This window comes from Ochrobactrum sp. P6BSIII (assembly GCF_014138065.1).
In the GTDB taxonomy this organism is placed as follows: Bacteria; Pseudomonadota; Alphaproteobacteria; order Rhizobiales; family Rhizobiaceae; genus Brucella.
In genome coordinates, this window is the sequence record NZ_JACGXB010000004.1 from 204,371 (window position 1) to 225,252 (window position 20,882).

Sequence of the window (20,882 nt, forward strand, 5' to 3'; positions counted from 1 at the left end):
TATTGTCTTTCCTGCCGGCGCGAAGACGCAAAACACGTGCGCCGGACGAAGCCCTGAAGGCTGCCGACCTAACCGTATTGCATCTGCCGGATGGTTCTGGGTTCGCCGGAACATAAGCTGTTGCCTGTACGCGCGACGGCCTCGTGGCGATCACGGTCTTCAGGCTTGCAATGGTCAGTCTTACTAGACCCATAGCTGTTCCGAACGAAACGACCTCAATATATGACCCGGAGACCGGGCCGATTTCGTTGCTCTTCTCGAGCGTTAAAGCGCCGTGCGTCCATCTGGGCGCACAAGGACACCTTAAATTCTCAAATCCACGCACCGTTCTATCCTGAAGCCAGACCCGGCTTTAAGCTCGATGCGGTGGCGACAGCGCGTAACAATGCGCAATCGACCAATCAAAAGTGGAGGGCGGGGGAGCCACATCTCCACTGAATTCTGTTCCGGCTACCGGGACTGTGAGCGTATAAACCACTGTTCTCGCTCTCGTTCTCTCCGGCCATATTTAAAAACCGGCAAACGATTCTGACAGCTAACCCGTAACCTGCATTAGCTTTTATGGCGTCGGATGCATGATGACAAGTACGAATATCAGTTGACATCCGCATCGCAATTTCGTCGTAACCCGAGTGTAGGTGATATTCGCGGCTCAATTGCGGCTGGAAATCCTTCGTTAACCGTAGTTCTGTACGACAGTTTGAAGAGTTGCGTGCGGCGGGTCGGATGGACAATCGCGCATTGAGGCGCACATAAATCGCGCTGGCATCGCTATTTGGTGTCACCAATTCAATTTTAGTCGATCGTGTGGCGAATGCATTTTCGAAACGGTGAAAAAGCAACGACAATCTCTTCAGGCGTGCGGCAATGGCTCGCGCTTGCGATGTTTTTCTTTGTTGGTCTCTTTCACAGTGGTGCCGCTCTGGCAGCCGAGCAGAACGACAAGCCGCTCACGGCGCTCACATTCCGCTTGGCTGGCGACGATCTGCGCACCCGCATTGTCGTTATGTTCGACCATGAGCCGACGCTGACCACGAGTCTCTTCGACAATCCGCATCGTCTGGTGGTCGAACTGCCCGAGACCCGTTTCGGTTTCGATGAAAAGAGCGTCGAACCCCGGGGTCTTGTCTCTCATGTCCGCTATGGATTGGCCGGGAAGGGGCGTTCGCGCCTCATTCTGACCTTGCGCGGCCCCTTCAAGGTTGAAGACCTTCGCGTTTTGAAAAATGAAAGCGCATCGGGCTATCGTCTCGTTGCGGATATTGTCGCAACTTCCGACCGCGAATTCGCGGCGCAACTGCAAGGGCGCTCCGAAATTACCAGTTCCACCGAGCGCAAATCGGCGACAGCTCCGGACGCGGGCAAAAACGAGCCTCGCCCCTTCACGGTCATGATTGATCCGGGGCACGGCGGCATCGACAGCGGCGCCGAAAGCCTGAGCGGCATCAAGGAAAAAGACCTGACGCTGGCCTTTGGTATCGAATTGCGTGACCGTCTGGCGCAGGAAAAGAATATCCAGGTCCTGATGACACGCGACGACGATACCTATCTTCGTCTATCCGAACGTGTTCGCATTGCGCGCCAGCATGAGGCCGATCTGTTCATCTCCATCCACGCGGATACGATCAACCAAAACGATATTCGCGGCGCGACGGTTTATACGATTTCGGACAAGGCGTCCGATGCCGTGGCGCGCGCAATGGCGGAGCGTGAAAACAAATCTGACAATCTAGGGGGCGCTGCGCCGGATGAAATGCCAGAAGTTGCCGATATCCTGCTCGATCTGACTCGCCGGGAGACCCACACATTCTCGCTGAGCTTTGCGGAAAAAGTGATCACCCATTTGCAGGGGCAGGTGAATCTCATCAACAATCCACATCGTTTCGCAGGGTTTCAGGTCCTGCGCGCGCCGGACGTGCCTTCAGTGCTGATCGAGATCGGTTATCTGTCTAATGCAGAAGACGAAAAACTGATAAGCAATCCGGAATGGCGCAAAAAATTAGCTGACCGTCTTGCTTTGGCAATTAAGTCGTTCGAAACATTACGGCGACCAGCTATTGTAACGAAAGGTTGATGGTCACCATAACGATGCACGCATGCAACAGTTTGTCGTATTTTTGTGCGGGGACCGAGCGTAAAGGCGTTAATTCTGTTAAAACCGACAAACGATCTTGCGTTTGACGCATTTGGTGGTCACTAAGCCTTAGTATCATGAGACCTTGCGAGGCTCGTGGGTTGGCGGTTGGCGCTTTGACGCTTATCATGGGACTAATCTGACGGCAGGATTCTGCGAATATGGTAAGGCTTATCGGATATTTCTTCGGAATTGGAACGGTGCTGTTGCTCCTGGTGGCAGGCGGCGTCGCCCTTTACGTGGGAAGCCTTTCCAAGGATTTGCCCGATTACGAAGTGCTCGCGAAATACGAACCCCCGGTGATGACCCGCGTTCACGCGTCGGATGGTAGCCTGATGGCAGAGTTTGCGCGGGAACGCCGCATGTATCTGCCGATCCAGGCCGTGCCGAACCGGGTCAAGGCTGCATTCATCTCCGCTGAAGACAAGACATTCTACGAGCATCATGGTCTCGATTTTGGCGGTCTGGCACGCGCCGTTCTCACCAATGTCAAGAATATGGGCTCGGGTCGCCGTCCGATGGGGGCGTCGACCATTACACAGCAGGTGGCGAAGAACTTCCTTCTGTCATCGACCCAGACCTATGACCGCAAGATTCGTGAAGCGATTCTGGCCATGCGTATCGAGCAGGCCTACTCGAAGGATCGCATTCTCGAACTTTACCTGAATGAAATTTTCTTCGGCCTTGGCTCTTATGGTATCGCCAGCGCAGCGCTGACCTATTTCGACAAGTCGGTCGGCGAGCTGAACATCGCTGAAAGCGCATATCTCGCGGCGCTCCCGAAAGGCCCGAACAATTATCATCCCTTCCGTCAGCCAGCCCGCGCTCTGGAGCGCCGCAACTGGGTGATCGATCGTATGGCCGAAAACGGCTACATCACGACGGCGGAAGCGGAAGACGCCAAGAAGCAACCGCTCGGCGTCACCTCGCGCAGCGATACAAACTACGTCTTCGCATCGGAATATTTCACCGAGGAAGTGCGTCGCCAGATCATCCAGAAATATGGTGTCGATGCCCTTTATGAAGGCGGTCTGTCCGTCCGCACAACGCTGAATCCGACCTTGCAGGCCGAAGCGCGCAAATCGCTGCAATCGGCTCTGCTGCGCTATGACGAAGCGCGCGGCTGGCGCGGTCCGTTGAAAAATGTCGAACTCGGCAATGATTGGGGCACGGCCTTTGGCGACATGCAGTCCTATTCGGATGTTCCGGAATGGCAGCTTGCAATTGTGCTCAATGTTTCCGCTGCGGGTGCCGATATCGGCCTTCAGCCGCAAGTCGAAGCGACCGGTTCACGCAGCAAGGAACGCAAGCGCGCCTTTATCTCTGCCGACGACATGAAGTGGGCAATGCGCGTCACCAATATTGGCGGCAAGCGCAGCAGTGCGAAGTCGCCTGAAGGCGTGCTCAACACCGGCGACATCATCTATGTCGCGAAAGAAGGCAACGGCTATCGGCTGCAGCAGCCGCCGAAGCTTGAAGGCGCGCTCGTCGCCATGGACCCGCATACAGGCCGTGTTCTGTCGATGGTCGGCGGCTTCTCCTATGCGGAGTCGGAATTCAACCGTGCAACGCAGGCCTATCGCCAGCCCGGTTCTTCGTTCAAGCCGTTCGTCTATTCGGCAGCGCTCGACAATGGTTATACGCCGGCATCCGTGGTTCTCGACGGTCCGCTGGAAGTCAATCAGGGCGGTTCGCTCGGCGTCTGGGCTCCGAAAAACTATTCCGGCAAGTTCGCCGGTCCGTCTACGCTTCGCTACGGTATCGAGCAGTCGCGTAACGTCATGACCGTGCGTCTGGCGCAGGATATGGGCATGAAGCTTGTCGCTGAATATGCTGAACGTTTCGGCGTTTACGACAAGATGCTGCCGGTTCTCTCCATGTCGCTCGGTGCTGGTGAAACCACCGTGCTGCGCATGGTGACAGCCTATTCGGTTATCGCCAATGGCGGCCAGAGCATCACCCCGTCGATGATCGACCGCATTCAGGATCGCTACGGCAAGACCGTGTTCAAGCACGATGGTCGCCAGTGCGAAGGCTGCAATGCGCAGGATTGGGCCAATCAGGAAGAACCAACCCTGATCGACAATCGCGATCAGGTGCTGGATCCGATGACCGCCTATCAGATCACGTCGATGATGGAAGGCGTTGTTCAGCGTGGTACGGCGCAGATCCTGAAGAGCCTTGACCGTCCACTGGCTGGCAAGACCGGTACGTCCAATGACGAAAAGGACGCATGGTTCGTCGGCTTTACGCCTGACCTCGTGGTCGGCGTATTCATGGGCTACGACACGCCGACTTCGCTTGGACGTGGCGGCACCGGTGGCGGCCTTGCTGCACCTGTGTTCAAGTCGTTCATGGAACAGGCTCTGGCTGGAACGCCCAAGGTGGACTTCCGCGTGCCGGAAGGCATGACGCTGATTGCGATCAACCGCAAGACCGGCATGCGCACCAATCAGGGCGATCCGAACCTCATCATGGAAGCCTTCAAGCCGGGCACTGGACCGTCTGACAGCTATTCGGTCATCGGTATGGATTCGTTCCGCGAAGGCGCGCCTGTCGCACCGCAATCGCCGCAGGCCACGCGCGCGATCAGCTCTGGTTCGGGCGGACTTTACTGATTGGAATAAAGGGCTTTTCCCTTTACACAGCGGGGCGTCGTCACTATGGTCCGCGGCGCTTGGACAGACTGTCCGATGCTGGAAATGACGAGCCGGGCTTTGCGTTCGGCTTGGTTTTCCCACCGAAATACGAATTACTGAAGGAACGATTTGCCCATGCGCGCGGAAATCGAGACGCTGGTTGACGAAATCAAGCAGGCCATAAGCCTGCTGAGGAGGCATCTTTGACTGGGATCAGGCGATAAAACGTCTCGGCTATCTCAACCAGAGAGCCGAAGATCCCACACTTTGGAATGATGCCCAGGAAGCCCAGAAGCTGATGCGTGAGCGCCAGCAGCTGGAAGACAGCATTAACGGCATCAATCAGCTTACCCAGACATTGAACGACAGCATCGAACTCATCGCCATGGGCGAAGAGGAAGGCGACAAGTCGATCATAGAGGACGCGGAAAAAACTATCCGCGAACTCAAGGTCGAGATTGATCGTCGCCAGATCGACATGCTTCTGTCAGGCGAAGCCGATGCGAACGACACCTATGTCGAAGTGCATGCCGGCGCCGGCGGTACGGAAAGCCAAGACTGGGCGTCGATGCTGCTGCGCATGTATACGCGCTGGGCGGAACGCAACGGCCGCAAGGTCGAGGTGATGGAAGTGCACGAAGGCGAAGAAGCGGGTATCAAATCCGCGACCATTCTCGTCAAGGGGCACAATTCATACGGCATGATGAAAACCGAATCAGGCGTTCATCGTCTGGTCCGCATTTCGCCTTATGACTCCAACGCCCGTCGTCATACGTCCTTCGCCAGCATCTGGGTTTACCCGGTGATCGATGACAATATCGATGTGCAGGTGACGGAAGCAGATGTTCGCATCGATACCTATCGTGCATCGGGTGCGGGCGGACAGCACGTCAACACGACCGACTCCGCTGTGCGTATCACGCATATCGCGACCGGTATTGTGGTGCAGTGTCAGGCGGAACGTTCGCAGCACAAGAACCGTGAAAAAGCATGGTCCATGTTGCGCGCGCGTTTGTATGAGGAAGAGCTGAAGAAGCGCGAAGAAGCGACCGACGCAGCCAATGCCACCAAGACCGATATCGGCTGGGGGCACCAGATTCGTTCTTACGTTCTGCAGCCATACCAGTTGGTGAAGGATCTGCGCACCGGCGTGGAAAGCACCAATCCGCAGGAAGTGCTGGACGGCGCGGTAACGCCTTTCATGGAAGCAGCGCTTGCCCATCGTATTCAGGGCGGTGGCGAAATGATCGACGATATCGACTGATATCGCTTCAAAATCTCCGAATAAAAAACCCGGCCTCAATGCCGGGTTTTTTATACCTGTTATTAGAGAAGCGGCTCTATCTGCTTGCCAGCCTTGAGAAAATTGACCGGGTTGACCGGGCGACCATTCTCGCGAACCTCATAGTGAAGGTGACTACCGGTCGATCGCCCGGTGCTGCCCGCCTGTCCGACGACCGCGCCACGCGCAATTTTCTGGCCATCGTGGACGAGAACCTGCGAGAGATGCGCAAAGCGCGTGGCAAAGCCATTGCCGTGGTCGATCTCGACCATATTGCCATAGCCACCGAAACGTCCGGCTTTTGTGATTGTTCCTGCTGCCGTGGCTCTCACCGTCTGGCCATAGGCCGCGCGAAAATCGATGCCCGAATGAAAGGCTGTACTTCCGAAAAACGGATCGCTGCGATATCCGAAAAGGCTTGTCACCGGCATGCCGGGGGCAGGGTTTGCCAGCGGCATTGCCTTGATCTGCTTGCGAACGCTGTCGAGCCGCTCGAGCGCACTATCAAGATTACGAATCTGCATGTCGAAATCGTTGATGACTGTGCCCGGCGCTGAAATCGGGATCAGCGGACCACCCATGGCGGAATGCGCACTGTCCGACGTTTCGATGCGTAAGCCTGCGGAATTCAGCGTATCGACGATGGTGTCGGCTTTTTCAGAAGCCGCATCGGCCAGATTGCGCACCTTGCCGTTCTGCTCGCTTTCAATGCGATGCAGGGTCTGATTAATGGTAGCGAGTAGCTTGTCGGAGGTTTCGATCGTGGATTCACCCGACATGCCGCCAGCAAGACGCAAGCCCAGCGGACCCGCATCAGCGCGACGTTCCGGCTTGATGTCTTTGGGCACTGGCCCGGTTATGATCGGATCGATGCCGGGAAAATCCCGTCCGCCAATCGCTTCGTCCGGGACAAGCTGGCTGTGTTCTTCGGCAAAGGGGGCTGCCTGTGTCGGCATATCCGGCATTGGCTGCAGCTTCGAGGCCCGTTCCAGCAAAGGTGCAAGCTTGCCGTCGCGCGCGCTCAGCGTCTGCTGGCGCTGCATCAACTCGGCGAGCTTGTTTTCCATGACTTGCTGATCGAGCATCTGACGGCTTGTGATGCGGTCCACTTCCGTGCGCAGCAAGGAGATGCGGTCTTCATAAAGCTGCTGATTGCGGGCCTGCCGGGCAATACCCGAACTGATCAGATCATCGCGCAGCACAAGATAGGCAGTTGAGCCGAGATAGGCGGCTGAAAGCGCCAGAAAAGCAGCGCCGCCTGCGATGGCCATCCATGGGCGAAAGGTAAAATGGCTGATTTTTTCGCCGCGAGCGATAATGACGACAGGCGGCTCCTTGCGTTCGCCGAAGACCGTCTTTCCCGTTGTTTTCGCCCGCTTATTTGTCATGGCACCCGCATGCCCCTCAGTAGAGCAGCCCGGAACCTGAATTCAGCTGGTGAATGAAGGTAAGGACCGCAGAAGTTTGGCGGAACGTTTCAGAAAACGCACCGATTCCCTAAGTTTGATTACAACTTATTAGGGTTAACAAAGCTTTGCATTTCTGGCTTGCGCCAGCCATGCGGGCCAGAATTAGCCTCAGATCGAGACGGGAGACAAAGTGCGATAAAAGGATGGCGTGAGACCAGCTTCGGCACGCGCCAGGTCGTTGAATGGCGGCTTGAGATCGCCTCGAAAATTCGTTCGCACCAGTTCCTGAAAACGGGCGACAGGGTCGATGCGATTGCGAGCGCAGAAAAAGCGAAACCATTTTGCACCAACCGCAACATGGGTCTTCTCATCATTGTAGATGACATCGAGTATCGCCGCCGTCTCGTGGTCGCCGGTTTCGATCATCTTTTCCAGAAGCGAAGGTGTTAGATCAAGGCCGCGTGCTTCCAGTATGAGCGGAACCACGGCGAGCCGCGCCTCCAGATCGTTGCGCGTCTGGTGTGCCGACTGCCACAGCCCGTCATGGGCGGGCATGTCACCATAGTCCGCGCCAAGGTCGTTCAGGCGATTGCGCAGCAGGGTGAAATGGCGGGCCTCGTCATCGGCGACCTTCATCCAGCCATCAAAAAAGCTGCGTGGAATGGGTTTGGCGGCAAAGCGCGCCACGATATCCAGCGCCAGATCGATGGCATTCAGCTCAATATGCGCGAGCGCGTGCATGAGCGCGATACGGCCATGTTCTGAATGGAGCGAGCGCTTCTTCATCATGCGCGGCGGCACAAGTTCCGGCTTGTCCGGACGTCCCGGGCGATCCGGCAAAGGCGGATCAAGCGGGCTGCGCACTGAAAGTGTGCGCCCAAACCAGCGTGCAGCTGTCTCGCGGGTGAGGCGCACTTTTTCGTTCAGATCGGCTGAGGCAATGGCACGAATGGCATTGCCGCGCAGCGTTTGTTCTGGGGATTTTGTCTCACGCATCTGAAACAGATACCGCTTTAAAGCGCGCGCGCCGCTTCGAGTACCTCTTCAGCGTGACCGGCAACTTTCACCTTGTTCCAGACACGGGCGATGCGGCCAGCAGCATCGATCAGAAAGGTCGTGCGCTCGACGCCCATATATTTGCGGCCATACATGCTTTTCTCGACCCATACGCCATAGGCTTCAAGCGCGGTACGCTCTTCGTCTGCGACGAGGTCGACGGTCAGATCATGCTTTTTGCGAAACTTGGCATGTTTCGTGGCGCTGTCTGGCGACAGGCCGATCACGCGTGCGCCGATCTTATCGAATTCCGGCTTCAATTGTGAAAAGGCAATCGCTTCCTTGGTGCAGCCGGACGTGTCATCCTTTGGATAAAAATACAGGACAACAGGCTTGCCTTTCAGCGATGACAGGGTGAGTTGGCCGCCGCCCGAAAGTCCATCTGACGGCAAGCTGAAATCCGGTGCCGTTTCGCCAACTTGGGGATGAGCCATATCTGTGCCTTTCTTTTATGGATTAGCATGGAAATCACCTGTTACAGTCCGAGCTATCGCATTCGAGTGACGCTTGTGCAACCATGGAAACCACATCGTTTCGCAGATTGGCGAAATGTCGGAAAATGGACGCAAGCGTGAACCGTGGACACCGCCTCAGATGGAAAGGGTGAGTAAAATCAATTCCATACGTTTGTTTCATGATTCACTTTATGAAACAAACGTCGATTGCAGCACTTGATATCCGGCTGGGTTATTGACAGAGAAACCGAAACGAATCCGCTTCAGTAAGCGGGAAATGGACAGAATCGAGCGTCTGGCCGCTGATGGCACAGATGGTCTCGCAGACGGCCCGCCGCGCTCGGGACGATCTTTTATTTCGCGTTGTTCCCATGCTTTCGTTTCAATCTGCATTCTGCTCATTCTCATCGGCGGTGCCGGTTTTCTCATTCTCCGTGGCGGTGTGAACAGCGAGCTTTTGCGCAATGAGGCGCAGAAAGCTCTGATCGGGGTGCTGGGCGATGGCGCAACGGCATCGATTGGCAGCGCCGCATTGTCGCTCGATCAGGACAGCCATGTTGCCATGGAAGCACGCGATGTTTCCGTGGCTGATCCCAAGCAAGGTGTTGAAATCAAAGGAATCCGGTCTGTGCGCCTCGGTCTGGCGCCTCTGCCGTTGCTGACTGGCTCGGTTCGCGTGGCGCAGCTCGAAGTCGAGGGCGTGACTTTCGATATGCCGGAGGCCAAGGGCGACGGTTTCTGGAAATCTCTGCCTTATGATGAGCGCGGCATTGTCGATTTCGATGCGGTGTCGGAGCAGATTTTCGCGGCTATGCGCAGGAGTGTGGAGCTTCTGCGCCAGCAAGACACGCGTGCAATCAGCATTTTCAACAGCACGATCCGCTTTAATGCGGGCGACGGGCAACAGTCCGTCAATATCCAGAGCGCGAGACTGGTCGAAGATCAGGGAAAGATCGCCATTACCGGTGATCTGCTATGGCAGGGCAAGAGAATAGCGATTGACGGCAAGATTGATCGCAATGTGGCGGATAACAGCCTTCAAGGCTTTACGCTCAACATCAATGATATTCCGGTGACGCTCGGTTCGCCGCCTGAAGTAACGCCCGTCATGGCGAACAACAGGATCAACCCGGCGCATTTCGAACTGGACGGTCAGGCGAAAATTACGCTTTCCGGTACAGCGGCCACATCTGATCAGCCAGAACGCCTCGGCGTCGATCTGGGCGTCGATGGCATCGACATGCAGATGGGCCGGGTCGAGGATATTCGCGGTCACGCGCTTTTGAGCCTTGAGCATCAGGTTGGCAGCCGCAAGATCGAGATCAAGCAATCGCAATTACAACTGGGCGGGCTACAGGCGCAATTCAACGGCGCATTTGGTCCTGAACCGGAAGATGCGGGCAATCAGGACGGCCCGGCCTATCGTTTCGAGGTTCTGACCAGTTCTGCCACAAGCATGCCTGCTGAATCGACCGAACAGCCGCTCTCCTTTGCGACCCGCATATCCGGTCGTTTTCTCGCCAACCAGTTACGCGTGCAGTTCGCCAATCTCGATGTCCAGACCGAGAATGGCCAGCTTTACGGGCAGGGCGGCATGGCCTTCGGCAATGGTTCGCCGGAAATGATCTTCATGCTGCGCATTCCGAAAATGCCGGTGGCAGATGCCAAGCATCTCTGGCCAATCGATGTGGCCGACGGCGCCCGCGAATGGGTGCTGAAAAACCTCTATGGCGGTACGCTGAAAGACAGCCAGATCGACATTTCGCTGGCTGCGGGACGCTTCAACGGTCCGGGTCTGCCGCCACCGCTCACGGGCGATGAAATCAAGGGTGATTTCAAGGTATTCGACACGCGTCTGGATGTTGTCGGTGAATTGCCGCCAGTTCGCGATGCGGATGGCGTGATCACCGTTCGCGGCGCGCATACGACGATCAAGCTGCCTAAAGGCGTCGTCTACACGGCGAACAACAGAAGAGCGGATGTTTCCAACGGCACGCTGATCATTCCGTGGGGTCCGCAGCGTCCGGTTATTTCCGATCTCGATATTACGGTTTCGGGCGATGCATCCGCCATCGCCGAGATTGCCGGCAAAAAGCCGATTGATGTGTTGAAAAACGTGCCGTTCCTGCCGGAAGACGTCTCAGGTGATGTCAAGGCGCAGGTTAAGGTTAGCTTCGCCGTGTCGAAGGACCCGCCGCCCGGTACGTTGAAATGGAATGCCGATATCGGTTTCAACAATCTCGATATTGCAAAGCCGGTTGGCGGCTCGAATGTCAGCAACGCCACAGGCACGATCAAGGTCGACCAGACTGCCGCTGTCATCACGGCGGATGCAAAGCTCGACGGCGTGCCGGGCAAGGTGACGATGGTCGAGCCGGTCGATCTCTCCGGCCCCGCGAAACGCGATCAGAAGATCAGGCTGGAAATCGACGACAAGACCCGCAACGCGGTCTTTCCGGGGCTCAATTCCGTCTTTTCTGGGCCGATGTCGGTCGATCTTAGCATGGCAGACGGCGGAAAACGCCACGTCACCGCCGATCTTGCCAAGACGCAGGTGGACCTGTCATGGCTTGGATGGCGCAAGGGCGCAGGCATTCCGGCCAAGGCGACTTTTGATTTTTTCCAGAACCCGGACGACAAGAGCAAGATCGATATCACCAATCTGGTCTTCACAGGTGATGCCTTCGGTGTGAAAGGCAATCTGTCGATTGCCAAGGGCGACTTCCAGTCGGCCGATTTCAGCGAATTGCGTCTCAATCGAAATGACGATTTGTCGGTCAAAGCCACCAAGGGCGCCAATGGCTACCGTGTCACTGTGTGCGGATTGCAATTCGACGCGCGTGCTTTGATCAAGCAAGCGTCGGATCTGGGCGGCAGGGGCAGCAGCGGCAAAAGCAAGGGACCACGCGTGGTCGTGAGCGCACAGGTAGATGAAGTCAGCGGCTTCAACGGCGAATCCTTGCGCAATGTTGCCATTTCCTACGAAAGCTCCGGCAATCGCATTGCCGGCGTTTCTGTCAATGCCCAGACCGCATCCGGTCAGTCATTCGTCGCCACCAACAATGATCAGGGCGACGCCCGTTCGATTTCGCTCCAGTCCAACGATGCGGGCGCGGTGCTGCGCTTCTTCGACTTGTACGACAAGATGCGCGGCGGCAAGATAACGGTTGGCCTTGCTGCACAGGGCGATGGTCCATTGCGCGGGCAGATTGATGCGCGCAATTTTGCGATCATCAACGAGCCGCGTCTGGCCAAGCTCGTATCCAGCCCACCTGCTACCGGCGGTGCGAGCCTCAATCAGGCGGTAAAGCGTGATATCGATGTGTCGCGCGTCGATATCGAGCGCGGCTTCTCGCTGATTGAAAAGGGTGATGGCTATCTCAACCTGTCGAAGGGCGTGGTGCGCGGGCCATCGGTCGGGACCACCTTCCAGGGAACGCTTTACGACAAGCAAGGCAATATGGCGATCACCGGCACCTTCATGCCAGCCTATGGCGTGAACCGCCTGTTCGGTGAAGTGCCTATCGTGGGCATGCTGCTGGGGAATGGTCGTGATCGCGGCCTGATCGGCATCACCTACAAGCTTTCGGGAAGCGCCAAGCAGCCACAGGTTATCGTCAATCCGATTTCGATCATAGCACCGGGTATCTTCCGCTCGATCTTCGAATTCTAGAGCGGTTCTGTGTGGAACTACCGAGCATAAAAAAGCCGGGCGATAAGCCCGGCTTCTTCATTTTAATTCCTATCGACTAGCCAGATCAGGCTGGGCGGATAAGCACGTGTCGCTTCTTGCCAAGCGACAGCTTGATGATGCCCTGATCGTTCAATGCACCGGCATCGATCATCATGCGCGGATCGGTGACCGGTTCGTCATTGATACGCACAGCACCGCCTTCGACGTGACGACGTGCTTCGCCATTCGTCGTGCAGAGTTCCGCCAGAACCATCAGCGCCAGAATGCCGATGCCGCTATTGAGCGTGGCCTTATGGACGCCGACCGTCGGAAGATTTTCAGACAGTTCGCCATCTTCAAAGGTCTTGCGGGCGGTTTCGGCGGATTCCTCAGCTGCGTCGCGGCCATGCAAAATAGCCGTTATTTCAGTCGCGAGAATCTTCTTCGCTTCGTTGATCTCGGAGCCTTCGAGCGCTGCCAGCTTGGCGATCTCATCCATCGGAAGCGTCGTGTAGAGCTTCAGGAAGCGCTCGACGTCGGCATCTTCGGTGTTGCGCCAGTATTGCCAGAAGTCATAGGCGCTTAGCATTTCCGCATTGAGCCAGATGGCGCCGCCCAGCGACTTGCCCATCTTCTGGCCGGACGCGGTGGTGAGCAGCGGGGAGGTCAGGGCATAGAGCTGCGGCGTCCCCATGCGGTGGCCGAGGTCGATACCGTTGATGATATTGCCCCACTGATCGGAGCCGCCCATCTGCAGACGGATATCATGGCGCTTGCTCAGCTCCACAAAATCATAAGCCTGCAGGATCATGTAGTTGAATTCGAGGAAGGACAGCGACTGCTCACGGTCGAGGCGCGTCTTCACCGAATCGAAGGACAGCATGCGATTGACCGAGAAGTGACGGCCCACGTCGCGCAGGAATTCGAGGTAATTGATGTTGCGCAGCCAGTCGGCATTGTTCACCATCAGCGCGTCGGTAGCGCCATCACCGAAGGTGAGGTAGTTCGCGAAGACGCGCTTGATGCCGGCAATGTTCTCGGCAATCGTATCTTCGGTCATCAGCTTGCGTGCTTCGTCCTTGAAGGACGGATCGCCAACCATGCCCGTGCCGCCGCCCATCAGGGCGACAGGCCTGTGGCCGGTCTGCTGGAACCAATGCAGCATCATGATCTGGATAAGGCCGCCCGCGTGCAGACTTGGTGCCGTCGGGTCGAAGCCGATATAAGCCGTCACGGTTTCCTTGGCCAACAATTCGTCGAGGCCGCTTTCATCAGAGATTTGATGAATGAAGCCACGCTCGGAAAGCGTGCGAAGAAAATCGGATTTGAAACCGGACATTCCTTTTTCCTGACTGATAAGGCGAAGTTGAAACTGGAGTAAGCGGATGCTTACAACAAAGTGATAAGTTGGCCTTTAGCACCAATCAACCGCCAAAAACAAGGAAACTCCCCAAGGACTGGGGAAACACGTAATTTGCGCAGGTTTCGTCAACAGCTTCGACTGTTCAGTGCTGTGCGGTGCCTGAAAACAGATTGAGCACGATGACACCGGCGATGATCAGTCCCATGCCAGCCACGGCGGCAAAGTCGAGCTTCTGGCCGAAGACAAGCCAGCCAATCAGTGCGACCAGTGTGACGCCGATCCCCGACCAGACAGCATAGGCGATGCCGACGGGAATGGTCTTCAAGGTCAGAGACAAGAAATAAAATGCCAGTCCGTAGGCGATGATCACCACGACAGATGGGCCAAGGCGGCTAAAGCCGTCCGAAGCCTTGAGGCTCAATGTGCCGATAACTTCAGAGCAGATGGCAATTGCGAGAAGAGCATAGACCGGCATGGCGCACCTGCTGAGAAACGAATCGACCTGACGAAAACACTATGCACAAAAAATCCGGCGGAGCGATCCGCCGGATAAGACCAGATAAATCTGGTTTGCGACTGAGGCTGAAGCGTTGCTTAGCGCAGTCGCTTTGGACGCGCTTCGACCAGTTCGCCCATCAGGCGGCGGTCGAGATACTCCGAGCATTCTTCGATCAGCTGGTCGCCATGGCCCGCAAAGAAGTGGTTGGCGCCTTCAATTGTGTTCTGCGTAATGGTGATGCCCTTCTGGGTCTTGAGCTTGTCCACCAGCGCCTGCACGTCCTTGGGCGGTGCAACCTTGTCCTGATCACCATGGATGATGAGACCAGACGAAGGGCAGGGCGCGAGGAACGAGAAATCATAGGTGTTCGGCTGCGGCGCGACCGAGATGAAGCCTTCGATTTCCGGACGACGCATCAGAAGCTGCATGCCAATCCAGGAACCGAAGGAATAACCGGCAACCCAGCAATTCTTGGAATCCGGATGCAGGGCCTGTACCCAGTCGAGCGCGCTCGCCGCATCAGACAATTCGCCTGCGCCATGATCGAATTCGCCTTGGCTGCGACCGATGCCGCGGAAGTTGAAGCGCAGTGTCGTAAAACCGCGCTGCTGGAACATGTAGAACAGATCGTAGACGATCTTGTTGTTCATCGTGCCGCCGAACTGCGGATGCGGGTGCAGGATGAGCGCGATCGGCGCATTCTTTTCCTTGGAAGGCTGATAGCGGCCTTCGAGGCGTCCGGCAGGTCCGTTAAAAATGACTTCTGGCATGTGTACTCCGCTTGTAACGGGAAGACCGGACCGGAAGCTGCGAACTTGACGTTGGGGGACGCCGCTTCTAGAACCGATTTGAAATTTTGACAGGCTGAACCTGAAGTTCAGCACTCAGTAATGGCTTAATAGGCTTTTCCGGATTGAAAATTCAAGGAAATTGCGCTCGAAGCCCATACTTGACGTTATTTAGGAGATAGGGACTGTGAACGGGAGCGGCAAGAGGCTGTATCTGGACTATAATGCCAGTGCGCCTTTGCTCGATGAGGCGCGTGATGCGGTCATCGAGGCTTTGGGCATTACGGGCAATCCGTCCTCCGTGCATCGTGAGGGCCGTGCTGCGCGTGCGCTGGTTGAAGCGGCCCGCCGCAACGTTGCATCGCTGGTCAATGCCAAACCCGAACATGTCTTCTTTACCTCCGGCGCAACTGAAGCTGCATCCACGCTTTTGACGCCGAATTACATGATGGGCCGTTCGCCGGTGCGTCTTTCGCATCTTTATGTCAGTGCGACCGAACACCCTTGCATGACCGCTGGCGGCCAGTTTGCGGCGGAGAGTGTCACCACATTGCCTGTCGATGAAAACGGCATTCTACGGCTGGATGTGCTGACGGAAACGCTCGCTGCCCATGACAAGAGCAAAGGCTTGCCGCTGGTCGCCGTGCAGGCTGCGAATAACGAAACCGGCGTCATTCAGCCCGTGGCGGAAATTGCTGCTATCGTGAAGGCCGCGGGGGGCATCTATGTGGTGGACGCCGTTCAGGCCGCAGGGCGTATTCCGCTCGATATTTCAGACAATTGCGGCGATTATCTCATTGTTTCGTCCCATAAGATCGGCGGCCCGAAGGGTGTCGGCGCAGTTATCGCCGTTTCCGACCTTATGATGCCGCGCGCGCTGGTGCGTGGCGGCGGCCAGGAAAAGGGCCACCGTGCGGGCACAGAGGCTTTGCCGCTGATTGCAGGCTTTGACGCGGCTGCCGCCACTGCGAAAAAGCGGCTTGATGCAGGCGGCTGGTCTTCCGATATGCGGGACAGACTGGAAGCGGGCATTGCAGAAATTGCACCGGGCGCTGTCATTCACGGCAAGTCGGTCAGCCGTTTGCCCAATACGACATTCTTCTCGCTCAATGGCCAGAAGGCGGAGACGGTTCAGATCGCCTTCGACCTTGGCGGAATAGCGCTTTCGGCGGGTTCGGCCTGTTCGTCAGGCAAGGTCGGCCCTAGCCACGTGCTGGCGGCCATGGGCCATGAGGATGGTCCCGGCGCGATCCGTGTTTCGCTGGAGCCGGATGTCAATGCGGATTCGGTCGACGCGTTTCTCGCGGTCCTGCGCACAATCGTCGAACGCCACACCAGAAAAGCCTCGATCTAAAAATCGAGGCCGAGTTTCTTCTTCGCAGCTGCGATATAGCCTTCATAGCGGGTTTTGAACTCTTCCCGCTTGGCAATATCGTCTGCGATATCGGAGGAAGCACTGGCATTTGAAATATTAAACTTGTCGTGGGCGTTCTGAAAGAACTTCAGCTGTTCGATGGTTTTGCCCTCATCATTCACCTGCTGCTCGAGGAATTTCACATAGTCCTTCAGATCACTGGTGCTCATCATGGTTTTCCTTCCATGCTGAACTACATATGAGCAAGCCCGCAGACGGCAAGAGCGCCGATGATTCCTTTGCTCGGCCTGAACGCCAGAGTTTTTGAAGGAAAATCAACGCTTCAAAGCCGGTATTGGCTTTTCCTGCGATACGTTTCATCGGACTGTTTCAATAAGTTGATCATTTTAATCGGCATTTTTAGGGGCAAATTTGAAACCGGCGCTTGAAATTCAGTTTAGAGAGGTTTTAAAGAAGGGCCACGCACACTATATTGAGGCGGTATTGTTCAAGACATATCACCTTGACGTTTGCAACTGTCGGGCCTTGACCCCGACGAGGATGGAGAACGCCAATGCCTGCAGTGCAGGAGACCATTGATCAGGTCCGCGGCCTTGACGTGGATCAGTACAAGTACGGCTTCGAAACGACGATCGAAGCAGAGAAGGCTCCCAAGGGCCTGAACGAAGACATCATTCGCTTCATCTCCGCCAAGAAGAACGAGCCGGAATGGATGCTGGAATGGCGTCTGAAGGCCTATGAACGCTGGCTCACCATGGAAGAGCCAAGCTGGGCGCGTGTCGACTATCCGAAGATCGATTTCCAGGACGCCTATTATTACGCGGCCCCGAAGAACCAGAGCGGCCCGAAGTCGCTGGACGAAGTCGATCCGGAACTTCTGAAAACTTACGAAAAGCTTGGCATTCCGCTGCGCGAGCAGGAAATTCTTGCCGGCGTCCGCAAGCAAGGCGATCCGAGCGAAATAGACGGCAATCCTTCCGACAATGTCTATGCATCCGGCCGCGTGGCCGTCGATGCCGTGTTCGACAGCGTTTCGGTTGTGACCACCTTCAAGGAAGAACTGTCCAAGGCGGGCGTGATCTTCTGCTCGATTTCGGAAGCGATCCGCGAGCATCCGGAGCTGGTCCAGAAATATCTGGCTTCGGTCGTTCCGGTGTCGGACAACTATTATGCGACGCTGAATTCGGCTGTCTTCACGGATGGATCGTTCGTCTATGTTCCGAAGGGCGTTCGCTGCCCGATGGAACTTTCGACCTATTTCCGTATCAACGAGAAGAACACCGGTCAGTTCGAGCGCACCCTCATCATCGCTGATGAAGGCGCCTATGTTTCCTATCTGGAAGGTTGCACCGCGCCGCAGCGCGATGAAAACCAGCTGCACGCCGCCGTGGTTGAACTGGTTGCGATGGAAAACGCCGAAATCAAATATTCGACGGTCCAGAACTGGTATCCGGGCGATAGCAGCGGCAAGGGCGGCATCTACAACTTCGTCACCAAGCGTGGCGATTGCCGTGGCGACAATTCCAAGATCTCCTGGACACAGGTTGAAACCGGTTCCGCCATCACCTGGAAATACCCGTCCTGCATTCTGCGCGGCGACAATTCGCGCGGCGAGTTCTACTCGATTGCCGTTTCGAACGGTTATCAGCAGATCGACTCGGGCACCAAGATGATCCATCTCGGCAAGAACACGTCGAGCCGCATCATTTCCAAGGGTATTTCGGCTGGCAAGTCGAACAACACCTATCGCGGACAGGTTTCGGCCCATCGCAAGGCTGAGAATGCCCGCAACTTCACCCAGTGCGACTCGCTTCTGATCGGCAACGATTGCGGCGCGCATACGGTGCCGTACATTGAAGCAAAGAACGCTACGGCGCAGTTCGAGCACGAGGCAACCACCTCCAAGATTTCCGAAGACCAGCTGTTCTACGTGATGCAGCGCGGCATTCCGGAAGAGGAGGCAATCGCTCTCATCGTCAATGGCTTCGTGAAGGAAGTCATTCAGGAACTGCCGATGGAGTTCGCCGTCGAAGCTCAGAAGCTTATCGGCATCTCGCTTGAGGGTAGCGTCGGTTAACCGACGCATTCCTCCCTTCTCGCATCAGATTTTCTGGCCAGCCTTTTCCTGGCATTAGAACAAGGTTTACATTCATGCTTGAGATCAAGAACCTCCATGCAAAGATCGCCGACACGGATACCGAGATCATCCGTGGCCTGAACCTCACCGTGAACAAGGGTGAAGTGGCTGCGATCATGGGTCCGAACGGTTCGGGCAAGTCCACGCTGTCCTACATCCTCGCTGGTCGCGATGATTACGAAGTGACCGAAGGCGACATTCTCTATAACGGCGAGTCGATCCTCGAACTCGACCCGGCAGAACGCGCCGCCAAGGGCATTTTCCTCGCCTTCCAATATCCGATGGAAATACCGGGCGTTGCCACGATGGAGTTCCTGAAGGTTGCGATGAACAGCCAGCGCAAGGCGCGCGGCGAGCCGGAACTGAAGATTCCGGAATTCATCAAGCGCGTGAAGGACGTCGCCGGCGGCCTTAACATCGACATGAACATGCTCAAGCGCCCGCTCAATGTCGGCTTCTCGGGCGGCGAAAAGAAGCGTGCTGAAATTCTTCAGATGCAGCTTCTGGAGCCAAGCCTCTGCGTGCTCGACGAAACCGACTCCGGCCTAGACATCGACGCGCTGAAGATCGTTTCGGAAGGCGTCAACGCGCTGCGTTCGCCAGATCGCGCCGTGATCGTCATCACCCACTATCAGCGTCTGCTCGAATACATCGTTCCCGATAGCGTGCACGTGCTTTACAAGGGCCAGGTGATCAAGTCTGGCGACAAGAGCCTCGCACTGCATCTGGAAGAAAACGGTTATGCCGAAGTAATCGGCGAAGCAGCCTGAGGAGGATTGGATTATGAATATCCAGACCACTCAGACCGCAAAGCCGAGGACGCCTGCTGAAAGCGCGCTGATCGACAGCTTTGGCGATCTTATCGGCAATTTGTCCGGTAATGGCGATGTCGTTGTTGCACGCGATACGGCGCTTGAACTGCTCAAGACCAACGGGCTGCCGTCCCGTCGCGTTGAAAGCTGGCATTACACGGATTTTCGCACGCTTTTGAAGGGCGTTGCGGCATTCGACAGCTCTGCGGGTACGCAGCCGCTTTCGGCATTGCTTGCCGGTTCCACCATTCTGGCCACCAGCAATGGCGTTGCGCTGGACGCCAAGGCACCTGAAGGCGTTTCGCTGACGCCGGTTCGTGAAGCGCTGGCCGATGGCTCGCTGGCCCTCCAGCTCAAGACGCGTGGCACCGACGATACAATTGGCCAGATCAACGCTGCCTATGTCAGCGATGGCTGGATGATCTCGATTGCCGATGGCACCGAGCTGGAAGAGCCTCTTGAAATCCAGAACATCCAGAAGACCGGGCAGGGCCATACGCGCTTTCCGGTTCGCATCGGTTCCGATGTCAAGGCAACGATCATCGAACGCCAGAACGGCGGCGAAGGCGATGCTTTCTCGACGTCGGTGAGCCATGTTTCGGTTGGTGACGGTGCAGAAGTCCTTTGGGTCATCCTGCGCGATTTCGGCCAGGCGACACAGCTTTCGCAGTTCAATGCGACGATCGGCAAGGGGTCCAAGCTCACGCTCTACATCGTCAATGCGGGCGGCAAGCTGGTTCGTCAGGAAGTGCACGTCAATGTGACGGGTGAAGATTCCGACTTCGAGCTTCGCGGCCTCAATCTTCTGGCCGACGACACGCACACCGACATTACCATGACTGTCGGTCACCTGGTGGAGAACACCCGTTCGACCCAGATCATCCGCAATGTGGTCAAGGACCGCGCGCGCGGCGTTTTCCAGGGCATGATCCGCGTTGCGCAGATCGCCCAGAAGACCGATGCGCGCATGGCCTGCAACACGCTCTTGCTTTCGGATGAGGGCGAGTTCGATGCCAAGCCGGAACTCGAAATCTTTGCGGATGACGTGGCCTGCGGTCACGGTGCAACGGTTGCCGAGCTTTCCAAGGACTATCTGTTCTATCTGATGGCCCGCGGTGTTCCGGAAAATGAGGCGCGTGGCCTGCTGATCAAGGCATTCATCGCCGAGATCATCGAAGAGCTGGAAGACGAAACGCTGGTTGACGCACTGGAATCCGTGCTGTCCAACTGGCTCGCCATTCATGCCTGAGTAAATCGGGC

16 protein-coding genes and 1 pseudogene are annotated in these 20,882 nt (G+C 56.5%); 9 read left to right on the forward strand and 8 right to left on the reverse strand.

Translation table 11 applies throughout. The annotated features are described in order from the left end of the window. Window positions 1-2 precede the first annotated feature (2 nt). The 4 genes and pseudogenes from FHW00_RS07415 to prfB all read left to right on the forward strand — a co-directional run. Window positions 3-182 (forward strand): annotated as a pseudogene (locus FHW00_RS07415) (hypothetical protein); the annotation flags it as partial. A 632-nt stretch (window positions 183-814) separates the two neighbouring features. Continuing rightward, window positions 815-2,074 (forward strand): N-acetylmuramoyl-L-alanine amidase, encoded by a 1,260-nt coding sequence (locus tag FHW00_RS07420; RefSeq protein ID WP_078338519.1) that lies wholly within the window; start codon window positions 815-817, stop codon window positions 2,072-2,074. Between the two features lie 221 nt (window positions 2,075-2,295). Beyond that, window positions 2,296-4,752 carry a penicillin-binding protein 1A gene (locus FHW00_RS07425; protein ID WP_078338520.1) on the forward strand — a complete coding sequence of 819 codons (2,457 nt, stop codon included), beginning with the start codon at window positions 2,296-2,298 and terminating at the stop codon, window positions 4,750-4,752. A 156-nt stretch (window positions 4,753-4,908) separates the two neighbouring features. Then, window positions 4,909-6,037 (forward strand): peptide chain release factor 2 gene (gene prfB / locus FHW00_RS07430; protein WP_113533553.1). Its coding sequence is split into 2 segments (ribosomal slippage): window positions 4,909-4,977 and window positions 4,979-6,037, totalling 1,128 coding nucleotides; the frame shifts between segments, so codons are not numbered across the junction. 62 nt (window positions 6,038-6,099) lie between these two features. Here the strand turns inward: prfB and FHW00_RS07435 are convergent. The 3 genes from FHW00_RS07435 to FHW00_RS07445 form a co-directional block, all read right to left on the reverse strand. Continuing rightward, window positions 6,100-7,443, reverse strand: a complete 1,344-nt coding sequence (locus FHW00_RS07435) for a M23 family metallopeptidase (RefSeq protein WP_078338522.1) — start codon at window positions 7,441-7,443, stop codon at window positions 6,100-6,102. A gap of 189 nt (window positions 7,444-7,632) precedes the next feature. After that, window positions 7,633-8,460 carry a ferritin-like domain-containing protein gene (locus tag FHW00_RS07440; protein ID WP_078338523.1) on the reverse strand — a complete coding sequence of 276 codons (828 nt, stop codon included), beginning with the start codon at window positions 8,458-8,460 and terminating at the stop codon, window positions 7,633-7,635. Window positions 8,461-8,477: 17 nt separating this feature from the next. Then, on the reverse strand, window positions 8,478-8,954 hold the full coding sequence (locus FHW00_RS07445; RefSeq protein WP_078338524.1) for a peroxiredoxin: 477 nt from the start codon (window positions 8,952-8,954) through the stop codon (window positions 8,478-8,480). A gap of 298 nt (window positions 8,955-9,252) precedes the next feature. Between FHW00_RS07445 and FHW00_RS07450 the strand changes: the two genes are divergently transcribed. After that, entirely contained in the window at window positions 9,253-12,648 is a 3,396-nt protein-coding gene (locus FHW00_RS07450) for a DUF3971 domain-containing protein (protein WP_078338525.1), read from the forward strand. Between the two features lie 85 nt (window positions 12,649-12,733). Here FHW00_RS07450 and tyrS read toward each other — a convergent pair whose 3' ends face one another. From tyrS to FHW00_RS07465, 3 genes are all read right to left on the reverse strand, one after another. Beyond that, window positions 12,734-13,987: a tyrosine--tRNA ligase gene (gene tyrS / locus FHW00_RS07455; RefSeq protein ID WP_078338526.1), complete on the reverse strand. Its 1,254-nt coding sequence runs from the start codon at window positions 13,985-13,987 to the stop codon at window positions 12,734-12,736. Window positions 13,988-14,153: 166 nt separating this feature from the next. Further along, window positions 14,154-14,486 (reverse strand): DMT family transporter, encoded by a 333-nt coding sequence (locus tag FHW00_RS07460; RefSeq protein ID WP_078338527.1) that lies wholly within the window; start codon window positions 14,484-14,486, stop codon window positions 14,154-14,156. A gap of 119 nt (window positions 14,487-14,605) precedes the next feature. Then, the gene (locus FHW00_RS07465; protein WP_078338528.1) at window positions 14,606-15,280 is read right to left on the reverse strand and encodes an alpha/beta hydrolase; all 675 of its coding nucleotides are present in this window, start codon (window positions 15,278-15,280) and stop codon (window positions 14,606-14,608) included. Window positions 15,281-15,485: 205 nt separating this feature from the next. On the opposite strand from FHW00_RS07465, the gene FHW00_RS07470 reads away from it, so the two are divergent. Continuing rightward, window positions 15,486-16,652 carry a cysteine desulfurase family protein gene (locus tag FHW00_RS07470; RefSeq protein WP_078338529.1) on the forward strand — a complete coding sequence of 389 codons (1,167 nt, stop codon included), beginning with the start codon at window positions 15,486-15,488 and terminating at the stop codon, window positions 16,650-16,652. Here the strand turns inward: FHW00_RS07470 and FHW00_RS07475 are convergent. Both FHW00_RS07475 and FHW00_RS07480 read right to left on the reverse strand, forming a co-directional pair. Beyond that, complete coding sequence (locus tag FHW00_RS07475) at window positions 16,649-16,885, reverse strand: hypothetical protein (RefSeq protein WP_445558200.1); 237 nt, start codon at window positions 16,883-16,885, stop codon at window positions 16,649-16,651. The two genes, FHW00_RS07470 and FHW00_RS07475, sit on opposite strands and share 4 nt — an antisense overlap. Beyond that, entirely contained in the window at window positions 16,869-17,033 is a 165-nt protein-coding gene (locus FHW00_RS07480; RefSeq protein WP_162762613.1) for a hypothetical protein, read from the reverse strand. The genes FHW00_RS07475 and FHW00_RS07480 overlap by 17 nt, the downstream gene beginning before the upstream one ends. A 193-nt stretch (window positions 17,034-17,226) precedes the next feature. Between FHW00_RS07480 and sufB the strand changes: the two genes are divergently transcribed. From sufB to sufD, 3 genes are all read left to right on the forward strand, one after another. Further along, a complete protein-coding gene (sufB, locus tag FHW00_RS07485; RefSeq protein WP_078338531.1) occupies window positions 17,227-18,750 on the forward strand; it encodes a Fe-S cluster assembly protein SufB in 1,524 nt (507 codons plus the stop codon). A gap of 74 nt (window positions 18,751-18,824) precedes the next feature. Then, window positions 18,825-19,580, forward strand: coding sequence for a Fe-S cluster assembly ATPase SufC (gene sufC, locus FHW00_RS07490; protein WP_078338532.1), 756 nt, complete (start codon window positions 18,825-18,827; stop codon window positions 19,578-19,580). Between the two features lie 13 nt (window positions 19,581-19,593). Continuing rightward, a complete protein-coding gene (gene sufD / locus FHW00_RS07495) occupies window positions 19,594-20,871 on the forward strand; it encodes a Fe-S cluster assembly protein SufD (RefSeq protein WP_113533556.1) in 1,278 nt (425 codons plus the stop codon). Window positions 20,872-20,882 lie beyond the last annotated feature (11 nt).

Excerpts from the sequence above, each read along its gene's own strand:
- FHW00_RS07445 (WP_078338524.1), bottom strand. The coding sequence starts at position 8,954 with ATGGCTCATCCCCAAGTTGGCGAAACGGCACCGGATTTCAGCTTGCCG.
- sufB (WP_078338531.1), top strand. The coding sequence starts at position 17,227 with ATGCCTGCAGTGCAGGAGACCATTGATCAGGTCCGCGGCCTTGACGTG.
- sufC (WP_078338532.1), top strand. The coding sequence starts at position 18,825 with ATGCTTGAGATCAAGAACCTCCATGCAAAGATCGCCGACACGGATACC.
- FHW00_RS07420 (WP_078338519.1), top strand. The coding sequence starts at position 815 with ATGCATTTTCGAAACGGTGAAAAAGCAACGACAATCTCTTCAGGCGTG.
- FHW00_RS07465 (WP_078338528.1), bottom strand. The coding sequence starts at position 15,280 with ATGCCAGAAGTCATTTTTAACGGACCTGCCGGACGCCTCGAAGGCCGC.
- FHW00_RS07440 (WP_078338523.1), bottom strand. The coding sequence starts at position 8,460 with ATGCGTGAGACAAAATCCCCAGAACAAACGCTGCGCGGCAATGCCATT.
- FHW00_RS07475 (WP_445558200.1), bottom strand. The coding sequence starts at position 16,885 with ATGATGAGCACCAGTGATCTGAAGGACTATGTGAAATTCCTCGAGCAG.
- FHW00_RS07450 (WP_078338525.1), top strand. The coding sequence starts at position 9,253 with ATGGACAGAATCGAGCGTCTGGCCGCTGATGGCACAGATGGTCTCGCA.
- sufD (WP_113533556.1), top strand. The coding sequence starts at position 19,594 with ATGAATATCCAGACCACTCAGACCGCAAAGCCGAGGACGCCTGCTGAA.
- FHW00_RS07435 (WP_078338522.1), bottom strand. The coding sequence starts at position 7,443 with ATGACAAATAAGCGGGCGAAAACAACGGGAAAGACGGTCTTCGGCGAA.
- FHW00_RS07460 (WP_078338527.1), bottom strand. The coding sequence starts at position 14,486 with ATGCCGGTCTATGCTCTTCTCGCAATTGCCATCTGCTCTGAAGTTATC.
- FHW00_RS07480 (WP_162762613.1), bottom strand. The coding sequence starts at position 17,033 with ATGAAACGTATCGCAGGAAAAGCCAATACCGGCTTTGAAGCGTTGATT.
- FHW00_RS07425 (WP_078338520.1), top strand. The coding sequence starts at position 2,296 with ATGGTAAGGCTTATCGGATATTTCTTCGGAATTGGAACGGTGCTGTTG.
- tyrS (WP_078338526.1), bottom strand. The coding sequence starts at position 13,987 with ATGTCCGGTTTCAAATCCGATTTTCTTCGCACGCTTTCCGAGCGTGGC.